Source organism: Janthinobacterium sp. SUN176 (genome assembly GCF_030587335.1).
Lineage (GTDB): Bacteria > Pseudomonadota > Gammaproteobacteria > Burkholderiales > Burkholderiaceae_D > Janthinobacterium > Janthinobacterium kumbetense.
Genome location: NZ_JAPWIA010000001.1, coordinates 3,787,445 through 3,800,145 on the forward strand (window position 1 = coordinate 3,787,445; position 12,701 = coordinate 3,800,145).

The following is a 12,701-nucleotide window of genomic DNA, read 5'->3' on the forward strand; positions in this document are numbered from 1 at the left end:
GCGCCGGTGAACGACATCAGCCCGGACAAGGTCTTCGTCCCCCTGGAACTGCACGGCATCCGCCTCGAAGCGCTGGCGCCGCACCACGCGCCCGGCTTGCGCGCGGCGGCCATGGATGGCGAACTGTGGAACCTGCGCGTCACCTCGGTGCCCGAGCCGGATCAGGTGGACCAGTACATTTTCAAGGGCATCGAGATGCGCCCTTCGCGCTTCGCCTTTGCCGTCATCGACGTGGCCAGCGGCGAGGTGCTCGGCACCACCAGCTACCACGACGTGGTGTCAGCCATCGGACGCCTGGAAATCGGCTACACCTGGTATGCGAAGCGCTGCCAGCGCAGCCACGTCAACACCACCTGCAAATTGCTGCTGCTGGCGCACGCCTTCGACACGCTCGGCTGCGCGCTGGTGGGCCTGCGCACCGACAATTTCAACCATGCCTCGCAGGCGGCCATCGAACGCCTGGGCGCGAAAAAGGATGGCGTGCTGCGCCACCATGCGCTGCGCCGCGACGGCACCGTGCGCGACACGGTCATGTACAGCATCACGCGTGGCGAGTGGCCGGAAATCGCCGCCCATCTGCGCTACAAGCTGGCGCAGCGCCCCATCGCCGCACTGCCCCGCGCAGGCGACGCCGGGACAGAGGAAGCGCCATGCTGATCGATTTCTTCTTCACCCTCAAGGATGCGAAGATTCCCGTCTCGATCAAGGAATTCCTGACCCTTCTTGAGGCGCTGCAAAAGAACGTCATCGACGCCTCGATGGACGATTTTTACTATCTGGCGCGCCTGACCCTGGTCAAGGATGAAGCCCATTTTGACAAGTTCGACCGCGCGTTTGCCCAGTACTTCAAGGGCGTCAACGCTGCCTTCGACACGAATGCGGCCATTCCCCTCGACTGGCTGCTCAAGCGCATGCAGCGCGAGCTGTCCGAGGAACAGAAGGCGCAGCTGGAGAAATTCGGCTACGACAAGCTGATGGACCGCCTGAACGAGCTGCTGAAGGAACAGAAGGAGCGCCACGAAGGCGGCAGCAAATGGATCGGCACGGGCGGCACGTCGCCATTCGGCAATGGCGGCACGAACCCGGAAGGCATCCGCATCGGCGGCAGGGGCGGCAACCGCACGGCCGTGAAAGTGTGGGAAGCGCGCAGCTACAAGGATTACGACGGCGAGCGCGAACTGGGCACGCGCAACATCAAGGTGGCCTTGCGCCGCCTGCGCAAATTCGCGCGCGAAGGCGCGGAAGATGAACTGGCGCTGGACGCCACCATCGCCGCCACGGCCAATAACGCGGGCTATCTCGACATCAGGATGCGGCCCGAACGCAAGAACCGCATCAAGGTGCTGATGCTGCTCGATGTTGGCGGCAGCATGGACGACCATATCGAGCGCACCGAGGAACTGTTTTCGGCGGCGAAGACGGAATTCAAGAACATGGAGTTCTTTTACTTCCATAACTGCGTCTACGACTACCTGTGGAAGAACAACCGGCGCCGCAACGCCGAACGGTTCCCCACATGGGATGTGCTGCGCAAGTACCCGCCCGACACCAAGCTGATTTTCGTCGGCGACGCCACCATGAGCCCCTATGAAATCCTGCAACCGGGCGGCAGCGTCGAATACAACAACGAGGAAGCGGGATCGACGTGGCTGGCCCGCTTTACCCAGGCATTCCCGAAATTCATCTGGCTCAATCCCGAATCGGAGGGATTGTGGCAATACCGCCAGTCGATCGGCGTGATGCGGCAACTGATGAACAACCGCATGTTCCCCCTGTCGATCGACGGGCTGGAACGGGGCATGCGTCTGCTCAGTAAATAAAAGCACGCAACAAAAAGTCCATGGCGGCAGGGGGCCGCCATGCCGTACACTGCAACACGGCACTACCGTGCGGAGCCTCTCCGCTGCGGGCGGGTACCATACGCTGATACCAGCCCTGCCCAACCTGCTGCATCCTGTGCGCGGCCGCCATGGCCGCGACACTGTTCGATTGCGCACATCGTGCGCGCCTTCTGCTCCGGTAGAATCGGCGCATCGCTCTGCGCAAACCATGCACCATCGCTGCACCATGACATTGCCGCGCCAGCCCCCGTGCTGCCGGCCGGTGCCAGCGCCATTTTCAAAGGAATGAGCATGCAAAGTCTGATCTCGATCGCCGCCGACCTGTCCTGGCCGTTCGCCATCACCCTGGCCTGGGTGGTGGGCGAATTCGGTCACCGCTGGACTGGCCTGCCGCGTATCAGTTTTTACGGCGTGATCGGTTTCGTCCTCGCGCAGACGCAGGTGGGCATCCTGCCGCAGACGGACGCCGGCCCCATGCTGGTGCTGGCCGACGTGGCCTTCGGCCTGATCCTGTTCGAAGTCGGCTACCGCATCAACCTGCGCTGGCTGAAGAACAATCCGTGGATCGCCGTCACGGGCCTGGTCGAATCCTTGCTGACCTTTACCGTCGTCTACTTCATCGGCATCGAATTCGGTTCCACCTCGATGACGGCGCTGCTGCTGGCGTCCCTGGCCATGTCCACCTCGCCGGCCACCATCATGCGCGTCATCAACGAGGAGCGCAGTTCGGGCCAGGTCACGGAACGCATCGTCCACCTCACCGCTCTCAATTGCGTGCTGGCCGTCTTCACGTTCAACATCATCGTCGGCTTCTGGATGTTCCAGAGTTCCACCGACCTGATCGAAGCGAGCAGCAGCAGCGCCGCCGTGCTGGCCGCCTCGGTGGCCGCCGGTACCGTCTTCGGCATCGTCGTGCCGGCCATGCTGCGCCGCCTGGGCAATATGGCGCAGGATGCCACCGTGGCCTTCGCGCTGTCGGTGATGCTGCTCGTCGCCCTCACCTACACCACCAGCCTGTCGCCGCTGCTGGCCACCCTCACCTTCGGCCTGGTGGCGCGCCACCGCCGTGTCGCCTTCAGCCAGGCGCAGCGCAATTTCGGCGCGCTGGGCGAGCTGCTGACGGTGCTGCTGTTCGTGTATGCCGCCTCGACCCTGGAATGGGCCAGCGTGGCTGCCGGCGCGGGCCTGGCCCTGGCCGTCGTCGGCGGGCGATTGCTGACGAAGGTCGTCGGCGTGGCCGCGTTCTCGCATGTGAGCGGCATTTCCTGGCGCAAGGGCGTGCTGACGGGCGTGGCGCTGACGCCCGTCTCCGTCTTCATCATCCTGCTGCTGGAGCACGCGCGCCAGCACGGCGTGAACTTCGGCGACGAATTGAACGCCCTGGCCGCCATCACCCTGGGACTGGAACTGGTCGGACCCGTGCTGGTGCAGCGCGTGCTGATGCTGGCCAAAGAAACCCACGAAATCAAGGAGCGCTAAATGCCGCTGGAACCCTTTGGCCAATCGGCCGCGCTGACCTTCGGCGTCGAACTCGAACTGCAACTGGTGAACCTGTCGGACTATGACTTGACGGCCGCCAGCCCCGACCTGCTGCATCTGCTGAACAAAAAACCGTTTCCCGGCAACGTCACGCCGGAAATCACCGAGAGCATGATCGAGATCAACTCGAGCGTGCACACGCATCACGGCCCCCTGCTGGAGCAGCTGCAGGAAATCCGCGACACCTTGATCACGGCCGGCGACAAGCTCAATATCGGCATCGCGGGCGGCGGCACGCACCCGTTCCAGCAATGGTCGTCGCAAAAGATCTTTTCCAAGCCCCGCTTCCAGGAGATTTCGGAACTGTACGGCTACCTGGCCAAGCAGTTCACCATCTTCGGCCAGCACGTGCACATCGGCTGCGCCTCGGGCGACGACGCCATGTTCCTGCTGCATTCGCTGAACCGCTACATCCCCCACTTCATCGCCCTGTCGGCATCCTCGCCCTACGTGCAGGGACGCGACACCCTGTTCGATTCGGCCCGCCTCAATTCCGTGTTCGCATTTCCCATGAGCGGGCGCGCGCCGTTCACCCTGAGCTGGGACCAGTTCTCCAACGAGTATTTTGCCAAGATGGAGAACACGGGCATCATCAAGAGCATGAAGGATTTTTACTGGGATATCCGTCCCAAGCCGGAATTCGGCACCATCGAACTGCGCGTGTGCGACACGCCGCTGACGGTGGAACGGGCCGCCGCGCTGGCCGCCTACCTGCAAGCGCTGTGCCGCTACCTGCTCGAACGCCGCGAAACCCCGCCAGTGGAAGACGATTATCTCGTATATAACTACAACCGCTTCCAGGCTTGCCGCTTCGGCCTCGACGGCGCCATCACGCATCCGAAAACCTACGAAACGATGTCGCTGCGCGAAGACATCATGACCACCCTGCGCAAGATGGAACCGCACGCCGAGGCGCTGGGCAGCACGCCAGCCCTGAAACACCTGTCGGACGTGGCCAAGCAATGGAGCGACGCGCAATACCTGCGCAAGCAGCACAGCTTGCAGGGCAGTGCCGAGGGCATGGTCGATTCGGCGATCCGATGTTTTCGCGGTGAACCGATGAACTATTGACGCTGTCCGGTCCAGCCAACGTCGCGTCCATGGGGTCTGACCCGCCGGGTCAGACCCCAGCATTCAACAACGTCAAACCCAAAAAACCACACCCCATCTCCCCATCGTTTACAGCCGCCGCCACCGCTTGTTACAATAAGTGAGAATGATTCTTATTATTGTTTAAAAACACCAGCCCACCCGGGCCGGCCAAGCAAGGGGAATGCGATGCCGCTGGCAGAGCCGCTACAACGCCAGGACATCGCGACACTGTATGCCGACCACCACGGCTGGCTGCAAGGCTGGCTGCGCAAGAAGCTGGGCAGCACGGCGTGTGCGGCCGACGTGGCGCACGATACCTTCATGCGCCTGCTCGACCGCGAAGACGCCGTCGCCGCGCGCGAGCCGCGCGCCTTTCTCGCCACCGTCGCGCAGCGCGTGCTGTTCAACCATTACCGCCGTCAGAAACTCGAACAGGCTTACCTCGACGTACTGGCGCAACTGCCGCCCCGGCATGCGCCATCGCCCGAGGAACGGGCACTGCTGCTGGCAACCGTGTTTGAACTGGACCGCATGCTCGACGGCTTGCAGCCTCCCGTGAAACGGGCTTTTTTACTACGCCAGCTCGACGAGCTGCCGCAGGAAGACATCGCGCGCCAGCTCGGCATCTCGCTGGCCACGGTGAAACGCCACCTGCAGCGGGCCGGCCGCGCCACACAGGCGTGGCAGCAGTTGCAAACGCAGCATGAACACCTGCCGCCCGCCATGCACGCCACCCTGCTGCGCGCCTGCGTGCAAGCGAATCCGCCGCGCCGCCATGCCGTCAAGACCCTGGCCCTGCTGCTGGCCTGCGGTGCCTCGCTGTATGCGTTTGAGCGCCGCAGCCCATGGCGCGGCTGGATGGCCGATTACCGCACGGCAGTCAACCAGCGCCGCGTGGTGACACTGGACGATGGCACCCAGCTCACGCTCAACACCAGCAGCGCCGTGAACATCGCTTACGACGGCGAGCGGCGCAGCATCGAACTGCTGGCCGGCGAAATCTTCATCGCCACCGGCAAGGATGCGGCGCACCGGCCCTTCTTCGTCGGCACGCCGCACGGCAGCCTGCAGGCGCTGGGCACGCGTTTCACCGTGCGCCTGCACGAGCAATACGCCAGCGCCGGCGTGCTCGAAGGGACCGTCGCCATGCTGGCCAGCGACGGCGCCCAGCGTCTGGTGCTGCATCCCGGCGAAGGTGCCCATTTCGACAGCAACAGCCATCATCGCCAGGCGCTGGCGCCTTATGGCGGCGCCTGGCTGGACGGCATGCTGGTGGCGCGCGACATGCGCCTGGCCGATTTCCTCGCCGAGCTGTCGCGCTACAGCGACCATCCGCTGGCCTGCGCGCCGGCCATCGCCAGCCTGCGCGTGTCCGGTTCCTACCCGCTGGCCGATGTCAGCGCCATCCTCGACGCCGTCAGCGCCAGCCTGCAATTGCGGCGCAATACCGTCACGCGCTTCTGGGGTCAGCAAGTCGTCAGGATCGAACTGGTGGCCCGCTGAATTAAATTTTCTGCAAAGTGAGCTGTTTCGGCGTGCTCGCGTGACTTGGAAGATAGGCAGTCTCCATCTTGCGCATCCACGAAAGGTTTTATTCCATGCACCACGCTTCGCGTTCCCTCCTTACCCGCACCGTCCTGGCCTGCGCCCTGTCGCAGATCGGCATGGCTCTCACCCTGCCGGCGCTGGCCCAGGCACAAAGCCAGCAAGTGCGCGTCTACAGCATTCCTGCCGGCGCGCTGGGCGATGTGCTGACGCGCTTCGGCAGCGACAGCGCCATTTTATTGTCGTTCTCCAGCGACGCCACGCAAGGCTTGCGCAGCGCCGGCCTGCAAGGCAGCTATGGCGTGCACGATGGTTTCCGCGTGCTGCTGGCGGGCAGCGGCCTGCAAGCCGTGCCGCAGGCGAACGGCGGCTACCTGCTGCAAAAAATCCCCGCCGGCGCGGATACTGCCTCGGTGGATAGCCGCGGCGTGGCCGTCATGAGCGGCGTCACCGTGGTGGCGGCGGCCGAGCGCAGCGCCGTGACGGGCGGCACCGGCAGCTATATGGGCGGCCCCGCCAGCGGCGCCACGGGACTGGCGTTGACGCAACGCGAAACGCCGCAGTCGCTGACCATCGTCACGCGCCAGCAGATGGATGACCAGAACAGCAACGCCGTCTCCGACGTCATGAAGAACGTCAATGGCGTGAGCGTGCAAAACTACGACAGCGACCGCTGGAGCTTCCAGGCGCGTGGCTTTGCCGTCACCAATTTCCAGTACGACGGCGTGTCGGCCATCTATGACGGCGTTTACGACTGGGGCACGACCAATAGCGACATGGCCATCTATGACCGCATCGAAGTGCTGAAAGGCGCGACGGGCCTGATGAGTGGCTCGGGCGACCCGTCGGCCACCGTCAACATGGTGCGCAAGCGCCCCACTGCCCATTTCGAGGGTTCGGCCACCCTGGGCGCGGGATCGTGGGACAACTACCGCGGCGAAGCCGATGTTTCCGGCCCCCTGAACGACAGCCGCACGGTGCGCGGCCGCCTGGTCGGCGCCTACCAGGACAAGCACTCCTACCTGGATCGCTACACGCAGCAGAAATCCGTCGCCTACGGCATCATCGAAGCGGACCTGACACCCGTCACCCTGCTAACGACCGGCTTCACGCACCAGGATTACAAGCCGCGCGGCTCGACCTGGACGGGTTTCCCCGTCCTGCTGTCCGACGGCATGCGCACGGATTTCCCCACTTCGTGGAATCCGGCCACGGACTGGAGTCGCCGCGACATGCAGAACACCACGCTGTTCACGTCGCTGGAACATACGCTCGTCAACGAGTGGAAACTGAAATTGAGCGCGAACCAGCTGCGCAGCAAGCATGACAGCGTGCTCGGTTCGGCCAGCGGCGGCAATCCCCACCCTGTAACGGGCGCAGGCACGTTTTTCTTCATGGGAAAATACAAGGGCGACCGCCGCCAGACCACCGTCAACGTCGACGCCAGCGGCCCGTTTACCGCGTTTGGCCGCCAGCATGAAGCGATGATCGGTTATTCCAGTTCGACGGCGAAGCAGGATGGTCCCGTCTATGATTCGATCTATCCGCCCCTCGACAGCAGCTACTTCGACTGGCGCGGCCAGTACGCGGAACCGGCGTTTGCGCGCAAGGGTAACGACAACGACAACACGCGCCAGAGCGGCCTGTATGGCGCCGTGCGCCTGCATCCCGTCGATGCGCTGTCGGTGATTCTCGGCGCGCGCGTCAGCGATTACAAGCAGGAGCAGGACCGCACTTTCTTCGACGCCGGCACCGCGCGCATCACCTCGCGCATCGAGGAAAACAAGGTCGTCACGCCGTATGCGGGCGTCGTGTATGACCTCGACAAGACGTATTCCGTGTTCGGCAGCTACACGAGCATCTTCGCGCCGCAAAGCAGCCGCGACGTGAACCGCAACTTCCTGTCGCCCGTGCGCGGCAAGGGTGTGGAAGCGGGTGTGAAGGCAGAGTACCTCGATGGCAAGGTCAATGCCAGCGCGTCCCTGTTCCAGATCCGTCAAAGCAACGTGGCCAGCCCTGTGGGCGAAGTCAACGGTGAGGCGGTGTTCAAGGCCATCGATGGCGTCACCAGCCGCGGCGTGGAAATGGAAGTGACGGGTGAAGTGATGAAAGATGTGAAGCTGAGCGCCGGCTACACCTACACCCACGTGCGCGATGCGGATGGCAAGGATGTCTTTTCCACCATGCTGAAAACGACGCAGCCCGCCCACATGGTGCGCGTGCAGGGCACGTGGCGCCTGCCGGCCAGCCTGGACAAGCTGACCGTCGGTGGCGGCATCAACTGGCAAAGCAGCTACGACGGCAATATCTGGAACCCCGCCATCGAGGACAATGCACGCATCAAGCAGGGCGGCTACGCGCTGCTCAACCTGATGGCGCGCTACGAGATCAGCAGGAACGTCACGGCCAGCGTCAACGTGAACAACCTGCTGGACAAGAAATACTTCACGGGCCTCGGCCTGTTCCAGATGGGCTTCTACGGCGAACCGCGCAATGTGATGTTCACCGTGCGCACGAAGTTTTAATCAGCTCCCATACAGCGCCAGCGCCCAGGCTGGCGGGTGCAATTCCAGCGCCAGCGGCAGGTAAGCGGGATCGAAGCGCGCCGCCAGCAGATACACATTGGCGGCGCCCTTCGGCTCCCAATTCCCCGTAAAGCCTTTTTCGCCGGCCGCCACGCGCTTGCGGTCGAAGGGCACGGCGCTCTTGGCGAACTCCTCGTGCGTCTTTCTCCCCTGCGCATACGGCGCCAGCCAGGCCAGCGCCTCGGCCAGGCGCCGCGCTTCCGGCGCGCCATACCAGTCGTCGCCATGCGCCTGCGCCATCAGGGCGGTCGTCAGCAACGGCTCCAGGCTGTAGGTGGTGTAATGCAGGGCATCGCGCTGCTCGAAGTCGAAGGGTACGCCGCCGACGCCGATATTGCGCGGCACGTGCGCCAGGAAGCGTTCCTTCGCCCGCGCGATCAGCAAGGCGTCGCCCGTGACATACGCGGCGGCCGTGCCGATCTTGATGCGGTGGCTATGCCAGTTGTTGCGCGCCGTGGACGGGCCGCCCACCTTGATGGGGTCACTCAGATATCCGTGCGCCAGGGTGCGGCAAAATGCCTGCACCTGTTCGCGCTCGACGCCGTTCAAGCGTTCCTGCACCAGGTCAAAGCCCATCAGGAGGCTGGCCAGCTCCGTCTCGTCGACGGGACTGAACGACGGCTGGTAGGCGCCGCTCCAGGCCAGCAGCAGTTGGCGCGCCGCCTCGAAATGCGCCATCTCGCCCGATAGTCTCCAGGCCAGCGCCTGCAGGCGCGTCTGGCGCCAGTCTTCCTGCGCCTGCTGGCTGATCTCGCGTCCGCCCTCGCCCTTCAGCAAGCCGCCCGTGCGCACTTCCGCCATCAGGTGCACGGGGCGCGCCGCATCCTTGCGCGCCGCCTTGACCACCTGTTCCGCAATGGCCGGCACCACCCGCGCCTTGAGCGTGCGGGCGCGCGCGGCGGACGTCAGCGCAAACGGCAGCGCGCCTTCATGCGGACGCGGAGCCGCGCGCAAGCCAGCCAGGGGCAGCGCCAGCACGCCGGCCAGCACAATGCGCCGGCGCATCAGGTGCGTACTCAAAACCGCGTCTCCCGCGCCGCGCGCAAAAAGTTATCGAGGATGGGTGTGCAATCGAGCAGTTCGACGCCGCCCGCCGAATGGAATTCCGGGTGCCACTGCAAGCCCATGACGAAGCGCGCCCGCTGGTAGCGGATGGCTTCGACGATATTGTCCCCTTGCGAATACGCTTCCACCGTGATGTCGCGCCCCAGGTCCTTGACCGACTGATGGTGGATGGAATTGACGAGCGCCTCGCCCGTCTTCGGGAACAGCCCCGCCAGCGACGAGCCTTTCGGGAAGACGATGCTGTGGCGGTGGCGGTCATACAGGTCATTGACGTGCGAGGTGGCGCCTTCCACATCCGAGGCGATGTCCTGGTACAGGGTGCCGCCAAAGCCCACGTTGATGAGTTGGCAGCCGCGGCAGATGCCCAGCACGGGCTTGCCCGCATCGACGAATTCGTGCAGCAGTTCCAGTTCGTACAGGTCGCGCGCGCGGTCGCCGCTCCATTCGGGCCGCGTGGCCGCCTCCGAATACGTCTGCGGCGAGACGTCGGCGCCGCCCTGCAGCACCAGGCCGTCCAGGTGGCGCGCATAGTGGCGCAAGGTGATGTTACTCGGGTGTAGCTGGCCGCTGGTATTGACGGTCGGGATCATGAACACCAGCACGTCGCGCGACATCACCCACTGGGCGATCGACTCTTCCAGGTATTGCAGGTTCTTGCTGCGCAGGCCAGTGGCACCCGGTTCGGGGTGGAAAATGCGCGCCGAGATGCCGATGCGCAGGGTGCGCCGCATGAAATCGCGGCTGGCCTTGTCGCGCATGGAGCGGTAGCGCGACGAGATCACCCGCCAGGCCAGCGCCAGCGGCGTGTCGTTATCCTTCAGATAGCGGGGTGCGGCATCGCGCGCGCGGTGCTCATCATCGGGCGCCCTGCCTACCCGATCGGGCCGCGCCGAAGCCGGCGCTGGCGCCGCGGGATCGGTGGAAGGGGGAAGCTGGGGATCTTTTTCGTCTGACATGGCGGGGCTGACTGAAAGCGGAGACGTTTTCAATATAAACCCCTGCCCCGGAAAGCACGATTCAATTTTGTAACAAAAGCCCACGCGCGGGGCATCCACGCAACACGTCCACGTCCGATGCATACAGTCCGTTTACGCTGGCGGCCCCGCTTTTTAGAGAATCTTTACGCCCCCGCTGCTAATCTTGAACGTACCTCAACCACCGCTGCAAAGCCACCATGGAACCCCATTCACGCCAGCAAACGCATCAAGCCCTGCCCCACCGCCATCCCCGCCTGCCCACCTTTCTCATGCATATCACGGTCGACAAAGCCTGCCTGGCCGAGCTGCGCCAGCTGGTCGTGCGGACCTGCGGCGGCATGCTGTCATTCATGCGCGTCGAGGCAGTCGACCACGCCGAGCGCATGAAAGTCTGGCTGTGCGTGACGGAACCGGCCCTGCGCCTGACCATGGATGCCGTCATGCGCCTGCTGCCGGCGGCAGAATTTGGCCGCATCAGCCAGGGGAAATCGCTATGAACCAGTATGCCTGCGAACACGCGATGTCATCCATGCGCATCACCGCGCACTTCCAGGGCATCTGGGTGCCGATGGTCACGCCATTCCGTGATGGCGATGGCGAAATCGACTTCGACGCCGCCCAGCAACTGGCGTGCGAACTGGCCGCCGGCGGCATCGATGGCCTGGTGGTGTGCGGCACCACGGGCGAAGCGGCCATGCTGAGCGCCGCGGAACAGACCATGCTGCTCGACAGCGTGCTCGAAGCCGTCGGCCCCCGTTTCCCCGTCGTGATGGGGATCGGCGGCAGCGATACGCGCGGCGTCGTCGCCACGGTGCAGCGCTACAACGACCATCCGCTGGCCGGCCTGCTGGTCTCCGCGCCCGCGTACGTGCGCCCGTCGCAGGACGGCATCGTGCGCCACTTCCAGGCCATCGCCGCCGCCACCGACCAATCCATCGTGCTGTACAACGTGCCGGCGCGCACGGGCGTCAACATCGAACCGCAGACGGCCGCGCTGCTGGCGCGCGACTCGCACTTCGTCGCCATCAAGGAAGCGGGCGGCAAGCTGCAGCAGCTGGGCGAACTGCTGCTCGACACGCGCCTGGACGTCCTGTGCGGCGACGATGCGCTGCTGCTGGCCAGCCTGTCCATGGGCGGCCACGGCGCCATGTCGGCCGCCGCCCAGATCCGTCCCGATCTGTATGCGCAGTTATATCACTTGGTCAAGCAGGGCCGCCACGGCGCCGCCGGCGCCCTGTTCAAGATCATGCTGCCCGTCATCCGCCTGCTGTTTGCCGAACCGAATCCCGCTCCCGTCAAGGCGGCGCTGGCCATGCAGGGCAAGGTGCGCGACGCATTGCGCCTGCCGATGACGCCCATGTCCGCCGCCGGCCAGGCCGCCCTGAGTGCGGCACTCGAGCCCTTGATGGCTCTGCCCGTCTGGACCGCCAGCGACAGGGACGCGCCGCGCGAAGGCTGTCTGCTGCAGCTGGTCTCCCCTGCCAACATCATGCCAGCCGTGCGCCAAGATGATCATCGCCATCACGGATGAACGCGGGGGCATGGAGAAATCCATCCTGGCCGGACGACTGGCCGCCTCGCGCGCGCTGGCCGGACGCAAGGTATTGCTGCTCGATGCCGATCCGCGCCAGGGCGCCATGGCGCAGGCCAGGAACCTGCACGACGGCGCCATGCACGGCAGCCTGACGCGGCCGCGCCTGATGGCGCGCGCCATCAGCGCCAAGGGCTTGCAGCCGGAGCTCGAGCACCTGGTGCACTGCTACCACGACATCGTCATCGACAGCGAAGGCCGCGACTCCATGGGCAGCCGTTCGGCCCTGATCGCCGCGCGCGTGCTGGTGGTGCCGCTCGACGGTGTCGTCGATGACGCCGCGCAGGCGGGCCTGGCGCGCCGCATCGCACACGCGCGCAGCGTCAATCCTGACCTGCGCGTCTTGCTGGCAACGGACGCGCAAGCGGCACCCGCCCATGCGCTGGCCGCGCAGATCCCCTCCGCCCGCGTGGTGGGACTGGGGCAGCTGTACTGCGCCGTTTTCAACCTGCCAGCGTAAGTACGC

Annotated in this window: 11 protein-coding genes and 1 pseudogene; 10 read left to right on the plus strand and 2 right to left on the minus strand. The window is 64.9% G+C overall.

Features of this window, described 5'->3' with window-relative positions; all coding sequences use genetic code 11:
- The first annotated feature begins 6 nt into the window (after positions 1-6).
- The 7 genes and pseudogenes from O3299_RS17125 (at position 7) to O3299_RS17155 (ending at position 8,542) form a co-directional block, all read left to right on the plus strand.
- Positions 7-657 (plus strand): GNAT family N-acetyltransferase, encoded by a 651-nt coding sequence (locus tag O3299_RS17125; protein ID WP_305062771.1) that lies wholly within the window; start codon positions 7-9, stop codon positions 655-657.
- The gene (locus tag O3299_RS17130) at positions 651-1,820 is read left to right on the plus strand and encodes a VWA domain-containing protein (RefSeq protein ID WP_305062772.1); all 1,170 of its coding nucleotides are present in this window, start codon (positions 651-653) and stop codon (positions 1,818-1,820) included. The genes O3299_RS17125 and O3299_RS17130 overlap by 7 nt, the downstream gene beginning before the upstream one ends.
- A 312-nt stretch (positions 1,821-2,132) precedes the next feature.
- Positions 2,133-3,320, plus strand: a complete 1,188-nt coding sequence (locus tag O3299_RS17135) for a cation:proton antiporter (RefSeq protein WP_305062773.1) — start codon at positions 2,133-2,135, stop codon at positions 3,318-3,320.
- Complete coding sequence (locus O3299_RS17140) at positions 3,321-4,451, plus strand: YbdK family carboxylate-amine ligase (protein ID WP_034780287.1); 1,131 nt, start codon at positions 3,321-3,323, stop codon at positions 4,449-4,451.
- 207 nt (positions 4,452-4,658) lie between these two features.
- Positions 4,659-5,138: pseudogene (locus O3299_RS17145) on the plus strand (sigma-70 family RNA polymerase sigma factor); the annotation flags it as partial.
- A 192-nt stretch (positions 5,139-5,330) separates the two neighbouring features.
- Positions 5,331-5,975, plus strand: a complete 645-nt coding sequence (locus tag O3299_RS17150) for a FecR family protein (RefSeq protein ID WP_305062982.1) — start codon at positions 5,331-5,333, stop codon at positions 5,973-5,975.
- A 95-nt stretch (positions 5,976-6,070) separates the two neighbouring features.
- On the plus strand, positions 6,071-8,542 hold the full coding sequence (locus tag O3299_RS17155; protein WP_305062774.1) for a TonB-dependent receptor: 2,472 nt from the start codon (positions 6,071-6,073) through the stop codon (positions 8,540-8,542).
- Here O3299_RS17155 and O3299_RS17160 read toward each other — a convergent pair whose 3' ends face one another.
- Positions 8,543-9,622: an alginate lyase family protein gene (locus O3299_RS17160; protein ID WP_305062775.1), complete on the minus strand. Its 1,080-nt coding sequence runs from the start codon at positions 9,620-9,622 to the stop codon at positions 8,543-8,545.
- Positions 9,619-10,623 carry a gamma-glutamyl-gamma-aminobutyrate hydrolase family protein gene (locus O3299_RS17165; protein ID WP_289917341.1) on the minus strand — a complete coding sequence of 335 codons (1,005 nt, stop codon included), beginning with the start codon at positions 10,621-10,623 and terminating at the stop codon, positions 9,619-9,621. The genes O3299_RS17160 and O3299_RS17165 overlap by 4 nt, the downstream gene beginning before the upstream one ends.
- 218 nt (positions 10,624-10,841) lie before the next feature.
- Here O3299_RS17165 and O3299_RS17170 point away from each other — a divergent pair, with 218 nt between their 5' ends.
- The 3 genes from O3299_RS17170 to O3299_RS17180 are packed head-to-tail and all read left to right on the plus strand — an operon-like array spanning position 10,842 to position 12,695.
- Positions 10,842-11,141: a hypothetical protein gene (locus tag O3299_RS17170; protein ID WP_251350252.1), complete on the plus strand. Its 300-nt coding sequence runs from the start codon at positions 10,842-10,844 to the stop codon at positions 11,139-11,141.
- Positions 11,138-12,175, plus strand: coding sequence for a 4-hydroxy-tetrahydrodipicolinate synthase (dapA, locus tag O3299_RS17175; RefSeq protein WP_305062776.1), 1,038 nt, complete (start codon positions 11,138-11,140; stop codon positions 12,173-12,175). Before O3299_RS17170 ends, dapA begins: the two co-directional genes overlap by 4 nt.
- Before the next feature lie 10 nt (positions 12,176-12,185).
- Positions 12,186-12,695, plus strand: a complete 510-nt coding sequence (locus O3299_RS17180; RefSeq protein WP_305062777.1) for a cobyrinic acid ac-diamide synthase — start codon at positions 12,186-12,188, stop codon at positions 12,693-12,695.
- The last annotated feature ends 6 nt before the right edge of the window (positions 12,696-12,701 follow it).

Coding starts and splice junctions, on each gene's coding strand:
- O3299_RS17170 (WP_251350252.1), top strand. CDS start 10,842: ATGGAACCCCATTCACGCCAGCAAACGCATCAAGCCCTGCCCCACCGC.
- O3299_RS17150 (WP_305062982.1), top strand. CDS start 5,331: ATGGCCGATTACCGCACGGCAGTCAACCAGCGCCGCGTGGTGACACTG.
- dapA (WP_305062776.1), top strand. CDS start 11,138: ATGAACCAGTATGCCTGCGAACACGCGATGTCATCCATGCGCATCACC.
- O3299_RS17135 (WP_305062773.1), top strand. CDS start 2,133: ATGCAAAGTCTGATCTCGATCGCCGCCGACCTGTCCTGGCCGTTCGCC.
- O3299_RS17180 (WP_305062777.1), top strand. CDS start 12,186: ATGGAGAAATCCATCCTGGCCGGACGACTGGCCGCCTCGCGCGCGCTG.
- O3299_RS17140 (WP_034780287.1), top strand. CDS start 3,321: ATGCCGCTGGAACCCTTTGGCCAATCGGCCGCGCTGACCTTCGGCGTC.
- O3299_RS17155 (WP_305062774.1), top strand. CDS start 6,071: ATGCACCACGCTTCGCGTTCCCTCCTTACCCGCACCGTCCTGGCCTGC.
- O3299_RS17165 (WP_289917341.1), bottom strand. CDS start 10,623: ATGTCAGACGAAAAAGATCCCCAGCTTCCCCCTTCCACCGATCCCGCG.
- O3299_RS17130 (WP_305062772.1), top strand. CDS start 651: ATGCTGATCGATTTCTTCTTCACCCTCAAGGATGCGAAGATTCCCGTC.